Here is a 15,956-nt window from a genome sequence, read left to right as displayed (position 1 = left end):
GCTTGGCGACGGCCCGCGCGGAACTTGGTTGATCAGTCACCAAATATGTTCGGGAGGAAGATTAGCCGCTTCCCGGGCTCGCATCGCCGCAAAGTGATGCACGCCACTGGGCGTATTTTCGGCGTCAGTCTTCGGCGTCGGGGATCTCGCAGAAGGACTCGTAGTGGTCGTCGGTGTAGTACCAGACGTCCGGGTCGTCTTCGGTGCCGCCGCCGACGACGATGCGCCGGGCCCCGCGGTGGTCGAGTCCCGGGGTGTCCACGGTGTACTCGCGGTAGAAGCTGCCGCGCTCCTGGGGAAGGATGCCCTCGTAGTTGCCGAAGTGCTTGCCGTCGTGCGCGGAGTGGATGTGGTCCTGATTGGTCAGGATGCGGTCGACGACATCGTCGGCCTGCGGCGGCAGGGAATCGATGGAGCAGACCCCGTCGCCTCCGGTGTCATCGGAGTTTCCGCCACCGTTGCTGTCTCGGCCGTTATCGCCGCTGTTGCCGCCGTTGCCGACGCCATCGCTGTTGTTGCTGCCGGTATCGCCCGAGCCGCCGGTGCCGTCAGTGCCGTTCGAGCCGTCGATGCCCAGCCACGCCGCCGCGAGCGCCAGCACCAGCGCCCCGGCGCCGGCGAGGATGCCCTTGCCGGTCTTCCCGCCACCGTTCCCGTTGTTTCCTGCCATGGGGCCAATTTTGCATGACGGTGGGCGTCGCAAAGCAATCGGTGCCATCCCGGCGCGCGCACCGTGCCCGGGGCAATGCCGCGACTGCGGGCGAGGTGATCCGGGGGCGCGGCTACCATGGTGGCCATGGCCAGAGGACGAATTCCCGACAGCGACATCGCGGCGATCCGCGAGCGTACGCCGATCGAGGAGATCGTCGCGGAATACGTGCAGCTCAAGCCGGGTGGTGCGGATTCGATGAAGGGGCTGTCGCCGTTCAAGGACGAGCGGACGCCCAGCTTCCACGTGCGCCCCAATCACGGGTACTACCACTGCTTTTCCACGGGCAAGGGCGGGGACGTCTTCAGTTTCCTCATGGAGATGGAGCACCTGACGTTCCCGGAGGCCGTGGAGGCGTGCGCCGAGAAGATCGGCTACCGCATCAATTACGAGGGCGGCGGCACCGGCCGGCGCGAGGAGCCCGGTACGCGGCAGCGGCTCATCGCGGCGAATCGGGAGGCGCAGAAGTTCTACGCGATGCAGCTGGGCAAGCCGGATGCGGAGACCGCGCGGACGTTCCTCACCGACCGCGGGTTCACCATCGAGCAGGCCAAGCACTTCGGCTGCGGGTATGCGCCGGCGGGGTGGGACACGCTGACCAAGCATCTGCAGCGTCTGGGCTTCACGTTCGAGGAGCTGGAGAAGGCGGGGCTGGCACGGATGGGCCGCAAGGGGCCGATCGACCGGTTCCACCGGCGGTTGCTGTGGCCGATCCGCAACATCAGCGGCGACGTCATCGGTTTCGGTGCGCGCAAGCTTTTCGACGACGACAACCTGGGCAAGTACATGAACACGCCCGAGACGATGCTGTACAAGAAGTCGAAGGTGCTCTTCGGCCTGGATCACGCGAAGAAGTCGATCGCGGAGGGCCACCGCGCGGTGATCGTCGAGGGCTACACCGACGTCATGGCCATGCACGCGGCGGGCGTGACCACGGCGGTCGCGGCGTGCGGTACGGCGTTCGGCGACGAGCACCTGCAGATGCTGCGGCGGTTGATGCTCGACGACAGTTTCTTCCGCGGGGAGTTGATCTACACCTTCGACGGCGACGAGGCCGGGCAGAAGGCCGCGATGCGCGCGTTCGCCGGCGAGCAGCAGTTCACCGGGCAGAGCTACGTGGCCGTGGCGCCGGAGGGCATGGACCCGTGCGATCTGCGGATGGCCAAGGGCGATGCGGCGGTGCGGGATCTGGTGGCGCAGCGGTCGCCGCTGGTGGAGTTCGTGCTGCGGACGCTGCTGGCCGACTATGACATGACCACTCCCAATGGCCGCGTCGATGGCCTGCGCCGCGTGGTGCCGGTGCTGGGCAAGATCCGCGATGCGTCGTTGCGCGACGAGTACGCCCGCGAGGTCGCGGGTTGGGTCGGCTGGAATGACGAGGCGGAGTTCGTGCTCCGCGTCCGCGAGGAGGCCCGCAATCCGTCGCAGGACGATGGCCCGCGGCGCCGGCCGATTCGCAAGCGCGACGAGGACGGGGATTCCGGTCCTGGTTCGCCGGGCTTCGGTGGCGCTGCCGGGGCCGCCGGTGGTTCGGGTGCGGGTGGCGGTGCGGGTGGCGGTGCCGGTGGCCGGGGCCCCGGGGCGGCGCCTGTGCGGCCGATGCTGCCGTACCCGGATGCGCGCGACCCCGAGCTGCACGTGCAGCGCGAGGCGATGAAGCTGGCCATCCAGGAGCCCGTGATCACCGGCCCGATGTTCGACGCGTTGTCGCCGGAGACGTTCTCGCACCCGACCTACAGGGCGCTTTTCGACGCCACCCAGCAGGCGGGTGGAGTGTCGAAAGCGGCCGGCGGCGCGCAGTGGGTGACCACCCTGCTGGGGCAGCTCGATGATGCCGTGGGCCGGGCGCTGGTCACCGAGCTCGGCGTGGAGGAGATCCGCGTCGACGCCGAGATGCTGCGCGCGTATTCGTCGTCGGTGCTCGCCCGCCTGCAGGAAGTGTGGGTCGGCGGGCAGGTGGCGCAAGTGAAGTCGATGCTCGCCCGGATGCGCCCGTCCGACGACGAGGCCGGGTACCGCCAGCTCTTCGCCGACCTGCTGGCCCTGGAGGACTACCGCCGGGAGCTGTTGGCGGAGGCCCTCAAGGTGCAGGTGGATTAGGGGCGACGCGGGCCGCCGTCAAGCAAAGTGCTCGGGCAGCCGCCCCAGGTCCCCGGCTCAGTGGCCCCTGCGGATCCATTCCTCCAGGTGCGGCGCCTCGCGGCCCCGTGGAGGTCCGCCTATCAGGGGCCGAGCCGGTTGGCCGTGAACCAGAGAACGATCACAGCCGCCGCGACGGCGGGCAGTCCGAACACGAATGCTCCCGGGTACGGGGCTTCGATGCGGTATCCGGCCTCGAAGATCGAGAAGACGACGGCAAGAGAGGTCCCGAAGGCCACGGCGGCCGTTCCGATAGCCACCACCGCTCCCCAGGTGGTGGCGATGGCCCCCAGTGCCGCGCCGATTGCACAGGCGGCGAGGAAGCACGTCACGAGCACCAGGACGGTCAAGCTCCAGGAAATGGCGCCTACGCCACCTCCCAACTGCCCTTGACCCCGCAGGACGATGAGTGGAGTGCCCGGGTCTGCGGTGACGAAAAAGGCATCGGAACGCGCGTAATGCGGTTTCGTTTGCCAATTCAGCCACGTGGCGGCCACGGCGAGCAATCCGAGGACGACGCTCCAGACCACCGCGACGACGGCGAAACCGGTGAACCACGTCTTTGCCGGTACATCGAGGGCCTTGACCGCACTGGCTTTGTGGCCGGACATCGCGAAAAGCACTGCCGTCGCCAGCAGGCCGAACAGGTTCCAGGTGGAGCCTTCAAGGAAGACGAACCGGCCGACGATGATCAGAATGGCGATGGCGATGAATCCGACGGCCAGTTCGTGCCGCAGGGGAGCGGCGAATGCCGCGATGAAGTGCCTCATGGTGTGTCCTTCTATGGTCATCGTGTGCACGTCGATTGGAGCGGATTCGGCAGTGGCCGAGGCGGGGTCGTGGCCGGTTAGGGTTCGACTCGATTCGACGCGAACCACGTGAACCCGACGGCTGCGATGGTGATGGGGATGGCCCAGACGATCGCGCTGAGGGCGGGTTCCTCGAACCGCATCCCGGCGGCGTTTGCGGCGAGCCCCGACACGTACACGATGGCCAGGCCAGCGAGAGGGACGGCGATTGCCGCCACGGGGCTCCACGCGGCCACGGCGACCCCGAACGTCGTGCCGGCGACGCCGGCCGCGAGGAAAAGAGCGAGTAGGACGAGGTATGTCAATGCCCATGTCGACGGGTCGGTGCCCGCGCCCTCTACGAGGTAGGGCTCGCCGTTGGTGTCGAGGAAGGGGGCGCCGCCACCGTTGGTGACCACGAACAGGTCGAAGTGCGAGTACCAGGGATTGCGGGCGTAGGAGACCCACATCGACAACGTCGCTATGCCGGACAACGCGGCAGCACCGGTGGCCAGCACCGCCATCGCGCCGGGGAACCACGTGCGCACCGGGATGTCGAGGGCCCGCACGCCGTCGATTTTGCGTCCGACCGCGGCGGCGAGGCCGACCACGGCGATGAGGGCCATGATGTTCCACACGGTTCCGTCGAGCATGATGAACCTGCCCGCCGCCAGGAAGACGGCGATGACGGTCATGCCGATGATCAATTCGCGTCGTGCGGGGGAGACGAAGGAAATGATGGAGTTCTTCATCGTCCGTTCCTTCCGGTTGCGTCGTTTCCGATGGGTGTCCCGTGGATGGCGAGCAGGTCGATGAGCTCGTCGTCTGCGGGATGGGTGACCGTGACCTCTTCGGCGGCGGCTCGACGGGCCGCCGAGCAAGACAATGGCCGGGCCAGGGTGACTTCGGCGACGCTGCCAAGAGTCCGGGTGCTGATGCGGGGTAGGTCACCGGCGATGGTGTCGACCTTCTCGCTGGTGCCGCGCAACGTGGGGAAGTAGTGGCGGGCGGCGTCGAGGGCGATCGGTCCCGCGACGATGCCACTGTCGGAAATGGTGGTGACATCGTCGACGAGCCCCGCCAGATCCTCCGACCGGTGGGAGGTCAGCACCAGGCACATGCCCGGCCGATTCGCGGCGACGCCGATGATGCGGTCGCGCAAATCGTGTCGGAGGCCGACGTCGAGGCCGGTGAACGGTTCGTCGAGAAGGACCGAACCGGCTCCCGACGACAGCGCCACGCCCACCGACAGCAACTGCCGTTGACCCGCGCTGAGCGTCTTCGTCCGCGAATCCGGCCCGACTCCCGCGTCGTCGAGGATCGACAGCGCGAGTACGCGATCAAGGGTGGGGTGCCCAATGGCGGCGACGTCGAGGTGCGTGCCGACGGTGGGGCCGGCGTAGCGGACGTCCGGGGCGACTCGGCCCAGCGCCGTTTGACCGGCGTTGTTCGCTTCGTTGGAGTTCGTCCCCGCGCCTGGACCCGTTACGGTGCCGGAGTCAACGCTCATGTGCCCGGCGAGCACTCGCAGCAGCGTCGTTTTGCCCACTCCGTTGCGCCCGATGACGCCGTGGATGCCTGGGCCGAGTTCCAGGCTCGCTCGATCGAGGATGGTGCGGCCTCGCCGCGTGACGGCGACGTCGGCCAGTCCGATGGTCATGGCTGCTTCCTTTCGGCGGCAATCAGCTTGTCGAGAGCCGCGTCGTCGATTCCGAGTGCCCGTGCCTCCGCGAGGAGAGGGCGGATGAAGTCCGACGCCAGCGCCGATCGGCGGCGGGCGAGGACGATGTCACGAGCTCCGGGAACGACGAACATCCCCAGGCCGCGCCGTTTTTCCAGAAGGCCGTCGGCAACGAGTTCCGCAAGGGCCTTGCCGGAGGTCGTGGGGTTGACGGAGTGGAAGGCGGATAGTTCGTTGGTCGATGGCGCGCGATCGCCTTCGGCCAGTGCGCCGCTGCCGATGTGGTCGCGCAGTTCGGCGGCGATGCGGGCGTATATCGGTCGGGGATCAGCCACCGACGGCACCTCCTCTGGTTTATGGGTTAACCACCTATGTGGTGAACTCCTTAACCGTGACCTTAGGCGCACGAAAGCCCCGCCACAAGGGGATCACGAAAACTTCCGTGAACGTCCCTCGTGACGGGGCGAGATTCGAACCAGAAAAGATTGCCGGGGAGAGTCGGCTACCCCGGTGGATCAAGGGAGACGCGGGCCGTCGTAAAGCATCGGACTCGGCTTCCGGGTCAGCACCCGGGACTTGCATCAGGATCAAGCTCGGCTCAGTGGCCCCGGCGGATCCATTCCTCCAGGTGCGGGGCCTCGCGGCCGATGGTCGTGTGGTCGCCGTGGCCGGTGCGGACGATGGTGTCCTCGGGCAGCGTCAGCAGGTTGTCCCGGATGGAGTCGATGATGGTGTCGAAGTCCGAGTAGGACCGGCCCGTCGCGCCGGGCCCGCCGGAAAACAGGGTGTCGCCGGAGAACAGCTCGCCGGCCTCGGGCACGTACAGGCAGCAGGAGCCGGGGGAGTGCCCCGGGGTGTTGACCACCACGACTTCGGTGCCGGCGACCTCCAGCTTCTGGCCGTGCTTGAGGGTGTCGTGGCCAAGGTCGCCCCACGTCTGCTCCCACAGCATCTGGTCGCCGGGGTGGACGAGGATCGGGGCGTCGAGCTTCTCCGACAGCTCCGGGGCGACGGTGATGTGGTCGTTGTGCGCGTGGGTGCACACGATGGCCTTCACGCGGCGGCCGCCGACGGCGTCGATGATCGGCTCGGCGGAGTGCGCGGCGTCGACGACGATGACCTCTTCGTCGTTGCCGAACACCCAGATGTTGTTGTCCACGTCCCACTCGCCCCCGTCGAGGGCGAAGGTGCCGGACGTGACCACGTGGTCGATGAGCAGGTCGCCCTGCTTGCGGATGCGGTCGGCGGCGTCGTGCGAATCGGTGCTCATTGTTCTCTCTCCGTGTGGTGGAAGTGGGGTCCGGGGCCTACAGCTGGACCACGGACCGCAGGACCTTGCCGGCCCGCATGGTGTCGAAGGCTTCCTCGACGTCGCCGAGGCCGATGCGCTCGGTGACGAAGCCGTCGAGGGGCAGGCGGTCGTTGAGCGACAGGTCGACGAGCATGGGGAAGTCGCGCTCCGGCAGGCAGTCGCCGTACCAGCTGGACTTCAGCGAGCCGCCGCGGCCGAAGACGTCGAGCAGCGGCACCTCGAGCTTCATGGACGGCGATGGCACGCCCACGAGCACGACGCGGCCGGCGAGGTCGCGCGCGTAGAACGCCTGGACGTAGGTCTCGGGGCGGCCGACCGCGTCGATGACGACGTCGGCTCCGAAGCCCCCGGTCAGCTCCTGGATTCGCTTGACGACGGGATCGTCCTCGCCCGTGGCGTCCGGGGCCGTGGCGCCGAGGTCCTTGGCGTTGATGGTCTCGGTGGCGCCGAAGTCGCGGGCGGTGGCGAGCTTGTCGTCGGAGACGTCGACGGCGATGATCGTCGTCGCGCCCGCCAGCTTCGCTCCGGCGATGGCGGCCGTGCCGACGCCGCCGCAGCCGATGACGGCGACGGATTCGCCGCGGGTGACTTCGCCGGTGTTGATCGCGGCGCCGATGCCGGCCATGACGCCACAGCCCAGCAGGCCCGCGACGGCGGGGTCGGCGGACGGGTCGACCTTGGTGCACTGGCCCTCGTGGACCAGCGTCGCGTCGGAGAAGGCGCCGATGCCCAGGGCGGGGGTCAGCTCGGTGCCGTCGGCAAGCGTCATGGGCTTGGAGGCGTTGTGCGTGGCGAAGCAGTACTTCGGCTCGCCCTTCTTGCAGGCGCGGCACTGGCCGCACACCGCGCGCCAGTTGAGCACGACGAAATCGCCGACCTCGACGTGCGTGACCGCCTCGCCGACCTCGGAGACGACGCCTGCGGCCTCGTGGCCGAGGAGGAAGGGGTAGTCGTCGTTGATGTCGCCGTCGCGGTAGGCCAGGTCGGTGTGGCAGACGCCGCAGGCCTGGACGTCGACGATGACGTCATTGGGGCCCGGGGCGGGGATGACGACGTCGACCATCTCCACCGGGGCGCCCTTCGAGCGGGCGATGATGCCGCGGACGGTGCGGTGGGCGCCGGAGGTGGCGTCGGCTGCGGAGTCGGCGGCGGAATCAGAGGCGGGCCGGGTCTGGTTCGGGTTCTGGTTCGCGGAGTAGTCGGTCATGCCTCCCAGGGTAGGGAGACTCGCCCGTCGCCGCCGCGAGCCCGCTCAGCGGCGCAGGGGATCGGCGAAGAATTCGACTTCGTGCCACGACGACAGGCGGAACGCCCGGTCCATCGCAGCCCGCTCGGTCGTCGTGGCGGTGGTGGCGTAGCGCGAGCAGATGTCGATGGCCTTGTTGGTGTCGGCGTCGAAGGCGTCGTCGGCGTACGTGTCCAGCCAGCGGGAGTACGGGTGGGCGTCGTGGTTCCGGGCGATCAACCGGTGCCCGATGTCGCGGTAGAGCCAGAAGCAGGGCAGCACCGCCGCGATGAGTTCGCCGTAGGAGCCGCGCGCGGCGGTGGCGACGAGATGATCGACGTAGGCGCGGGTCACCGGCGAGGCCTCGATGGTGCCCGCGTTCCCCGCGTTACCGGAGTTCCCTGGGTTCCCTGCATTCCCCGCGTAGCCCGCGCCGGCGTCGTCGCCGAGATAGCTGCGGTGCAGTTCCATCTCCCCGGCGATGGCGCCGTGGGCGGCGTAGGCCCAGAACATCTGCTCGTCTTGGTTGGGGGCCAGTGCCGATGCCGCGGCCAGCGCGCGGGAGTAGCCGTTGAGGTACATCGCGTCCTGGGCGAGGTAGAAGCGGAAGGCCTCTTCCGGCAGTGACCCGGAGGCCAGTCCCTTGATGAAGTCCAGCCCGTCGATCGCCTCGCGCAGGTCGGCGATGGATTCCCACCACTGGTCGGCGATCATCGCCGCATCGGGGGACAGGCCGCGCTCCCACAGCTGGGCGAAGTGGTGGATGGGGCCGTGGCCCTGTCCCACCTCGAGCTCGTCGGCGTGGCGCAGCGAGGCGGTCATCCACGACTTGGCCACCGCGACGGCGCGCACGGGGTCGCCGGTCCGCGGCCACAGTGCGGCGATGGCCGCGGAGATGGAGCAGCCGGTGCCGTGGGTGTTGGTGGTGTCGACGCGCGGCCCGGTGAATCGTTCGGCGGTCCCGTCGGGGCGGACGAGGGCGTCGATGACGACGTCGTCGCTGAGGTGGCCGCCCTTGGCCAGCACCAGGACGTCGTGTTCGGCGGCGACCTTGTGGGCCTGGTCGAGGGCTTCGCCGGGTGTGGTCGCCGGTTCGGTGCCGGCCAGGACGGCCAGCTCCGGGATGTTCGGGGTGACCAGGTCGACGTGGTGGAGCAGGTCGCTCATCGCCGCCTCGGCGTCGGGCTGCAGCAGGCGGTCGCCGGAGGTGGCGACCATCACGGGATCGAGGACGACGATCGGCGTCTCCTCGCCCCGCCGAAGGGCGTCGAGCCAGTCGATGACTTCGGCGATGATCGCGGCGTCGAAAAGCATGCCGATCTTCACCGCATCGATGGCGACGTCATCCGACACCGCGTCGAGCTGCGACCGGAGGAACTCGACCGGGGGCACGTGGATGTCGCGCACCCCGGTGGTGTTCTGGCTGACCAGCGCCGTGACCGCGCCCATGCCGTAGGCGCCGTGGGCGGAAAACGCCTTGAGGTCGGCCTGCAGGCCCGCGCCGCCGCTCGGGTCGGTGCCGGCGATGGACAGCACCCGCGGGATGCGGCCTTCGCGCGACGCGCCGCAGCTGACGCAGCCGGCGCTCCATTCGTCGGGGAACTGCGAGTACGCGGCCCCGGTGGAAAGCGGGCTGTGGTCGTGCGCAGTCGCATGGGCGTCGGCCATGGCAACATCCTTCCGCCGGCGTTAACCGGATCAAGTTCGGCGGGTGTGTTCTCAGCCCGGTCCGCCCGGGCACCCCGTGTTGCGCGTCACGTTAGCAAAGGTTCCGGATCTGCTTTGCGACGTCCCACCGCACTCGTGCAGAAGCCCCCGGCATGGTCCGGCCGCAGTCCCGCCGCGGTCGCCGGGCAGCCGTGAAAATGTCCGGCCGCGGTCCGGCCGCAGTCCCGCCGCAGTCGCGGGACAGCCTCGCCCCGGTGTGCCCGATTTCGGTGCTGGCCTGCGGATTTGGCGTCCATATGCGATCTGGGTAGAGTAATGATCCGTCGCACGGAGACGTGCCGCAGACTTTCCTCCATAGCTCAATGGCAGAGCATTCGACTGTTAATCGAAGGGTTGCTGGTTCGAGTCCAGCTGGAGGAGCCATTAAGGCGGGCCAGGGAATTTTTTCCCTGGCCCGCTTCGTCGTGCGCGGTCCGGGATGCGGGAATAATGCGGGAATAATGCGGGCATCGGCGTTGGCCGGTGCCCGTTTCTTTCTTGATTCAGCGAAAGTGAATACCGGTAATTTCCGCATAAAGCCCATTTCAGCCCCGTGGGGTAAGGCGGGTTCGACCTGGCTAGACCGTTCGGTATGTTTGACTTTGTTATTGCGCCATGGGTGCAAGTTCTATTTGGATTGGTGATTAACCGCCGTCCAATCGGATCGAAGGGTGTATCGGTTGTCCGGTCGAATGTCCGTTGACCAGCGGCGCGCGAGCCTCGTGGAGGCCGCGTTGGAGATCGCGATCGAAGACGGCGTGGGTGCGGTCACGACGAGGAACGTCTGCAGTCGGGCCAACGCCCACCTGAGCGTCTTCCACTACTGCTTCTCCGGGAAGGGGGAGCTGGTCGGCCTGATGATCCGCCGGACGCTGTCGAACCTCACCGGCGGCTTCGTCCACGACGGCGTCGACGACGTCGCCAGCCTCATCCGCCATGCCCACCGCCTGCTGGCGACGCACTGGGACGAGGCCTTCACCCTCTATGAGCTCGTGGTCGCGTCGGCGCGGGTGGAGCACGGCAGCGAGAACCCGCCGAAGTACTTCGCCGGCTTCGCCGACGGCATGGAGATGCTCCTGGCCCTGTACGCCGAACGCGATGGGTACGCGTGGGCGCCGGGCACTCGCGCCGTGTCGGAATTGATCGTCACCTTCCTCGGCGGCGCCGGCGTCGGGTGGGTTTCCGATCACGTCAGCACCCCGAGCGAGAGCAGCTCCGAGGACCTCCTCGACGTGTTCATCACCATGATCGAGGGGCTCAAGGTCCCCGCCTGATCTCCGGCCCGGCGGCGCTCCAATCCCGGCCCTCCTTGCCCCGCCTCCCTCTTTCCCCGCCTCCCTCTTTCCCCGGCTCCCTTTTTTCCGGCTGCCCCTTTCCCCGGGGCTCAGCGATCGCGGATGGTCAGGTCGCTCATCAGGAGAATGCCGTCGATGACGACGGTGAGGCCGTTGGCCGGTGCCGATTCCGATGCCTTGATCTTGACTTCGCCGAGAATCACGGTCGTGTCATCGATGATGGTCGTCCCCGGCGGCACGATGATGGTCGTTTCCGACATCGCGGACTGGAAGTCCAGCACGATCCGATCGGACGGCCAATCCGCCTCGCGCAGGTCCAGCTTCACGTCGCCGAACACTCCCCACCAGGTGGTGGTGGCCTTCGGAGCCCATCGGCCGCGCATCTTCCTGTCGGAGAACAGCGCGGCGCGGCCATCCTGGCGCTCCGATTCCGGGGTGTTGCCCACCAGCTCGGCACCGGTTGAGCCCGCGCCCGCGCCCGAGGCCGAGCCCGAACCTCTGCGCGCAACGTCGCCGCCGGGCCCACCCGTGTGCGCGATGTCGCCACCGTGCGCTCCACGCGGTCGGTACGGGTCGGGCTGGCGGTACGGATTGCCGGAATGCGCCGTGCCCAGGGGATCCGGGCCGGGCGCCGCGCCGGACGGGCGGGCCGCCTCGATCCGCTCGAGCCGCCCGGCGATGGCGTCGAGCTCGGGCGATTCGTCGTCGCACCCCGCATCCCACACGCGGGCGCACAGGTCGTCGTAGTCCCCGATGCTCAGCTCGCCGCGGCCGACGGCGACCTCCAGCCGCGACTGCAAACGGTCTCGCCGCGAGTTCGGCGATTCCCCGGGATCATGGGCGGAACGTGTCATGGGCCCAAAGTACCCACATTCGCATGCCCCCGACAGTGGTTGCCGTGGCGGTGGACGGGGCGTCGTAAAGCAACCGACCTGCGGTGACGGAGTCGTGGCCGGGATTTAACGGAAACTTCATCTTCCAACCATGTGATTTCCATTCCCGTTACCTACTCTGGCGCTTGTCCGGCAGGGGGAAGCTGCCGGACGGAACAGGAGCCACGTTGCGTACCACGACCGCGACCACTGACCGAACCCCTCTGATCCGGGACGGGGAGGTGGTGGACGCGGGCGCGACGACGCGCGGCGGCACCATCGCCCACCCGCGAACCACAGGCGGGGCCGACGACGCCGGGCACGAGGGCACGGCCCTGCGCACCTACGTGCTGGACACGTCCGTGCTGTTGTCCGACCCGCACGCGCTGCGGAAATTCGCCGAGCACTCCGTCGTGCTGCCTCTGGTGGTGATCAACGAGCTGGAGGCCAAGCGCAACCACCCGGAGCTGGGCTGGTTCGCCCGGACGGCGCTGCGGCAGCTGGAGGAGCTGCGGCACCGCCACGAACGCCTCGACCTGCCGGTGCCCGCCAACGATGACGGCGGAACCCTGCAGGTCGAGCTCAATCACACGGACCCGTCGGTATTGCCGGCGGGTTTTCGCAATGATGCCAACGACCACCGCATCCTCGCCTGCGCCCTGAATTTCCGGGCGGAGGGCCACGAGACGGTGCTGGTGACCAAGGACATCCCGCTGCGCGTCAAGGCCGGTGCGGTGGGGCTTCCCGCCGACGAGTACCACGCGCAGGATGTGGTGGTCACCGGGTACACGGGGCTGGCGGAGGTCGGCGTCGCGTCGGAGGACATCGACGCGCTGTTCCGCAATGGCTTCGTGCAGCTTCGCGACGATGCCGTCACCGGGAAGGGCGAGCCGGCCCGGGAGCTGCCGGTGCATTGCGGCGTGCAGTTGACGGCGGGCACGCAGTCGGCGCTGGGGCGCATCCTGCCGGGCGGGGGAGTCCGCCTGGTCCGCGGCGATGCGGAGGCCTTCGGTCTGCGGGGCCGGTCGGCGGAGCAGCGCATCGCGCTGGATCTGCTTCTCGACGACGAGGTGGGAATCGTCTCGCTCGGTGGCCGCGCCGGCACCGGCAAGTCCGCGCTGGCGTTGTGCGCCGGCCTGGAGGCGGTGATGGAGCACGGCAAGCACCGCAAGATCGTGGTGTTCCGCCCGCTCTACGCCGTGGGCGGCCAGAATCTGGGGTACCTGCCGGGGTCGGAGAGCGAGAAGATGAACCCGTGGGCCCAGGCGGTGTTCGACACGCTGGAGGGGCTGGTCAGCCCGAACGTCATGGAGGAAATCCAGGCCCGCGACATGCTCGAGGTGCTGCCGTTGACGCACATCCGCGGCCGCAGCCTGCACGACTGCTACGTCATCGTCGATGAGGCGCAGTCGCTGGAGCGAAACGTCCTGCTCACCGTGCTGTCGCGGCTGGGCGCCAATTCGAGGGTGGTGCTCACCCACGATGTCGCCCAGCGCGACAATCTGCGGGTGGGCAGGCATGACGGTGTGGCGGCGATCATCGAGAAGCTCAAGGGCAATGACCTGTTCGGGCACGTGACGCTGCAGCGGTCCGAGCGTTCGCGCATCGCCGAGCTGGTGACCACCCTGCTCGAGGAGGGCTGACGGCAAAACCCTCCCGGCGCGGCGGCGCGGGCGCTATCGTTCGGGCCATGAACGATATGGCGAAAGAAACTGCGGCCGGTTCGGTCCGCGAGACCGGGGTCCTCATCATCGGTGCGGGCTTTTCCGGCCTCGCCGCCGGTACCCGCCTGCTGCGCGAGGGCGTCGAGGATTTCCAGATCATCGACCGCGGCAACGAGGTCGGCGGCACGTGGCGCGACAACACCTACCCGGGTGCGGCGTGCGACGTGCCCAGCCACCTGTACTCCCTGTCGTTCGCGCAGGACTTCGACTGGTCGCGCAGTTTCGGCACCCAGCCAGAGATCGCGGATTACCAGCGCAGCGTCGCCGTCGAGCAGGGCCTGTATCCGTACATCCGGTTCCGCACGGAGATGGTCGACGCGCGGTGGGACGACGCGGCGGGCCGGTGGCTGGTGACCACGCGCGAGCTCGCGCATCCGCTTGACGACGCCGACGCCCGCACCATCGTCGCCTCCTCCGGGGAGACGGCGGACAAGGTGTTCGGCGGTGGCTCGGGCGGAGGCTCCGGGGAGGATTCCGGCGAGCCGGGCACGGTGACGTGGTCGGCGCGCGAGCTGGTCCTCGGCGTCGGCGCCCTGTGCGAGCCGCGCCTGCCGGCCATCGAGGGCATCGAGGATTTCGCCGGGACGATCTTCCATTCGGCCCGGTGGGACCATGACGCGGATCTGCGCGGCAAGCGCGTCGCGGTGATCGGCACGGGCGCGTCGGCGATCCAGATCATCCCGAAGATCGCGCCGACCGTCGGCCATCTGGACGTGTACCAGCGCACGGCGCCCTACGTGATCCCGCGGCTGGACCGTTCCTACTTCGGGTGGGAGCGCGCGGCGCTGCGCTCGGTGCCGGGGCTGCGCAAGGTCGTGCGCGCCCAGGACTGGTTCTTCCGCGAACTGCAGGTCCCGGGCCTGACCAAGAACGAGAACTTCATGGCCCCCATCAAGGCCGCGGCGCTGGGCCTGCTGCGCGTGCAGGTGCGCGACAAGGAGCTGCGCGAGAAGCTCACGCCGAAGTTTACCATCGGCTGCAAGCGGATGCTCATCTCCAACACGTACTTCCCGGCCATCGCGCGCGACAACGTCGACCTGGTCACCGATCCGATCCAGCGCGTCAACGCGCATTCGATCACCACCGCCGACGGCACCGAGCGCCCGATCGACGTGCTGATCGTGTGCACGGGCTTCCATGTCACCGATTCCCCGACGTTCGAGCTGGTCCACGGCCGCGACGGCGAGTCGCTGGCGCAGATGTGGGGCCGCGAGGGGATGTCCGCCCACAAGGGCACGACGGTCCACGGCTTCCCGAACCTCTCGGTGCTGATGGGGCCGGCCACGGGCCTGGGCCATTCGTCGATGATCTACATGATCGAGTCGCAGGTGAACTACTTCATGGAGATGCTCAAGACCAAGCGCCGCCACGGCGCCGACGTCGCCGAGGTCTCCTCGCGCGCGCAGGGCGAATGGAACGACTGGATCCGGGAGCGTCTGCCGGAGACTGTGTGGGTGACCGGCTGCGGTTCCTGGTACCTCGACGATCACGGCAACGCGCCTGCGGTGTGGCCCAGCTGGACGTGGAAGTACCGAGCGAAGACGAAGAAGTTCGACGCCTCGTCCTACGACCTGCGCGTCGCCCGGCCCGAACTGGAGCCGAGCCGCTAGATTCCTGTGCCGCGGCGGATGCAGGCGGCGATGGTCGCGCCGTCGTCGACCATCGGCACGTGGCCCAGGCCCGGCAGCAGGTGCAGCGGGACGTCGGGCAGCACGTCGAAGTGGCGCTTCCAGCCGCGCATCAGCGTCAGGTCCGTCGTCCCCCAGTAGATCGACTGCGGCGCGCCGGAGACGTCGGGGGAGTAGGTGAAGTCGGCGCGCAGGCCGTGGTCGATGACCGTGTTGCCGAGCATGTTCTTCGCATCGCGGGCGACGGCCTCGGGCTTGAGGCGCCACGGCTTCGACGAGAACATGCCGAACATCGCGGTGCGCCCGATGCCGGTCTTCGCCAGCACCGGCAGTGCCGGGCCCAGCGCCCGGCCGATGGCGCGCAGCGCCAGGAACTGCGCGACCGTGCGGCGCTGGTCCCACGGGCCGTGGAAGAACCCGGCCGGATTGAACGCCGTGGCCGACGCCGCCAGCCCGCGCCGTGCCAGCTCCAGCGCGAAATACCCGCCCAGCGAATTGCCCGCCACGTGGGGCAGTTCCCCGTCCCGCGACACCTCGCGCAGGAATGCGGAGAGGTCGTCGATCATGCGCTCGCCGACTTCGTCGTCAAGCGAATCGGGATCCGGGGTCTCGCCGTGGCCCGGCAAATCGATGGCCACCACGCGGAAGTGATCCACGAGGCCGGGCAAAACGTCGTCCCAGGCGTGGCGCGAATGGCAGATGCCGTGGATGAGCACCAGCGTCGGGCCCTCGCCGTGGATCGAGTGGGCGATGGTCGACGGAGGGGTGTCGCGGGCGGCGTCGCCCGCGGAGCCGAGATCGGGGTTCTGCGTCATGCGCAACAGGCTATTGCAGACGAAACGACGCTGCCGGGGAATGCAGTGGAATTCAGGGCAG

At 68.5% G+C, this 15,956-nt stretch carries 14 protein-coding genes, 1 tRNA gene and 1 riboswitch; of the genes, 5 read left to right on the top strand and 10 right to left on the bottom strand.

What is annotated here, in order from left to right; all coding sequences use genetic code 11:
• Positions 1–124 precede the first annotated feature (124 nt).
• Positions 125–670, bottom strand: a complete 546-nt coding sequence (locus ACFWGD_RS04180) for a ribonuclease domain-containing protein (RefSeq protein ID WP_377777298.1) — start codon at positions 668–670, stop codon at positions 125–127.
• Positions 671–796: 126 nt separating this feature from the next.
• Between ACFWGD_RS04180 and dnaG the strand changes: the two genes are divergently transcribed.
• On the top strand, positions 797–2,809 hold the full coding sequence (gene dnaG / locus ACFWGD_RS04175) for a DNA primase (protein WP_377777297.1): 2,013 nt from the start codon (positions 797–799) through the stop codon (positions 2,807–2,809).
• A 122-nt stretch (positions 2,810–2,931) separates the two neighbouring features.
• Here the strand turns inward: dnaG and ACFWGD_RS04170 are convergent, their stop codons facing one another.
• From ACFWGD_RS04170 to thiD, 7 genes are all read right to left on the bottom strand, one after another.
• A complete protein-coding gene (locus ACFWGD_RS04170; protein ID WP_377777296.1) occupies positions 2,932–3,618 on the bottom strand; it encodes a hypothetical protein in 687 nt (228 codons plus the stop codon).
• A 77-nt stretch (positions 3,619–3,695) separates the two neighbouring features.
• The gene (locus ACFWGD_RS04165) at positions 3,696–4,388 is read right to left on the bottom strand and encodes a hypothetical protein (protein WP_377777295.1); all 693 of its coding nucleotides are present in this window, start codon (positions 4,386–4,388) and stop codon (positions 3,696–3,698) included.
• Positions 4,385–5,296: an ATP-binding cassette domain-containing protein gene (locus ACFWGD_RS04160; protein ID WP_377777294.1), complete on the bottom strand. Its 912-nt coding sequence runs from the start codon at positions 5,294–5,296 to the stop codon at positions 4,385–4,387. Before ACFWGD_RS04160 ends, ACFWGD_RS04165 begins: the two co-directional genes overlap by 4 nt.
• On the bottom strand, positions 5,293–5,652 hold the full coding sequence (locus tag ACFWGD_RS04155; protein ID WP_377777293.1) for a GntR family transcriptional regulator: 360 nt from the start codon (positions 5,650–5,652) through the stop codon (positions 5,293–5,295). The genes ACFWGD_RS04160 and ACFWGD_RS04155 overlap by 4 nt, the downstream gene beginning before the upstream one ends.
• Positions 5,653–5,915: 263 nt before the next feature.
• A complete protein-coding gene (locus ACFWGD_RS04150; RefSeq protein ID WP_377777292.1) occupies positions 5,916–6,587 on the bottom strand; it encodes an MBL fold metallo-hydrolase in 672 nt (223 codons plus the stop codon).
• A gap of 37 nt (positions 6,588–6,624) precedes the next feature.
• The gene (locus tag ACFWGD_RS04145; protein WP_377777291.1) at positions 6,625–7,836 is read right to left on the bottom strand and encodes an S-(hydroxymethyl)mycothiol dehydrogenase; all 1,212 of its coding nucleotides are present in this window, start codon (positions 7,834–7,836) and stop codon (positions 6,625–6,627) included.
• Positions 7,837–7,881: 45 nt separating this feature from the next.
• Positions 7,882–9,522, bottom strand: a complete 1,641-nt coding sequence (thiD, locus tag ACFWGD_RS04140; protein ID WP_377777290.1) for a bifunctional hydroxymethylpyrimidine kinase/phosphomethylpyrimidine kinase — start codon at positions 9,520–9,522, stop codon at positions 7,882–7,884.
• Positions 9,513–9,609: riboswitch (TPP riboswitch) on the bottom strand. (Overlaps the previous gene by 10 nt.)
• A gap of 261 nt (positions 9,610–9,870) precedes the next feature.
• On the opposite strand from thiD, the gene ACFWGD_RS04135 reads away from it, so the two are divergent.
• Positions 9,871–9,945 (top strand) — tRNA-Asn (locus ACFWGD_RS04135).
• A 308-nt stretch (positions 9,946–10,253) separates the two neighbouring features.
• Positions 10,254–10,835: a TetR/AcrR family transcriptional regulator gene (locus tag ACFWGD_RS04130; RefSeq protein ID WP_377777288.1), complete on the top strand. Its 582-nt coding sequence runs from the start codon at positions 10,254–10,256 to the stop codon at positions 10,833–10,835.
• 110 nt (positions 10,836–10,945) lie between these two features.
• Here ACFWGD_RS04130 and ACFWGD_RS04125 read toward each other — a convergent pair whose 3' ends face one another.
• On the bottom strand, positions 10,946–11,710 hold the full coding sequence (locus ACFWGD_RS04125; RefSeq protein ID WP_377777287.1) for a LiaF domain-containing protein: 765 nt from the start codon (positions 11,708–11,710) through the stop codon (positions 10,946–10,948).
• Positions 11,711–12,006: 296 nt separating this feature from the next.
• Here ACFWGD_RS04125 and ACFWGD_RS04120 point away from each other — a divergent pair, with 296 nt between their 5' ends.
• Complete coding sequence (locus ACFWGD_RS04120; protein WP_377777481.1) at positions 12,007–13,371, top strand: PhoH family protein; 1,365 nt, start codon at positions 12,007–12,009, stop codon at positions 13,369–13,371.
• 47 nt (positions 13,372–13,418) lie between these two features.
• Positions 13,419–15,062 (top strand): flavin-containing monooxygenase, encoded by a 1,644-nt coding sequence (locus ACFWGD_RS04115; protein ID WP_377777286.1) that lies wholly within the window; start codon positions 13,419–13,421, stop codon positions 15,060–15,062.
• Here ACFWGD_RS04115 and ACFWGD_RS04110 read toward each other — a convergent pair.
• Positions 15,059–15,895, bottom strand: a complete 837-nt coding sequence (locus ACFWGD_RS04110) for an alpha/beta fold hydrolase (RefSeq protein ID WP_377777285.1) — start codon at positions 15,893–15,895, stop codon at positions 15,059–15,061. The two genes, ACFWGD_RS04115 and ACFWGD_RS04110, sit on opposite strands and share 4 nt — an antisense overlap.
• Positions 15,896–15,956: the final 61 nt, after the last annotated feature.

It is taken from the genome of Corynebacterium sp. NPDC060344, from assembly GCF_042725215.1.
In the GTDB taxonomy this organism is placed as follows: Bacteria; Actinomycetota; Actinomycetes; order Mycobacteriales; family Mycobacteriaceae; genus Corynebacterium.
The sequence above is the reverse complement of the archived record's forward strand: the minus strand, read 5'-3'. Positions and strand labels throughout refer to the sequence as shown.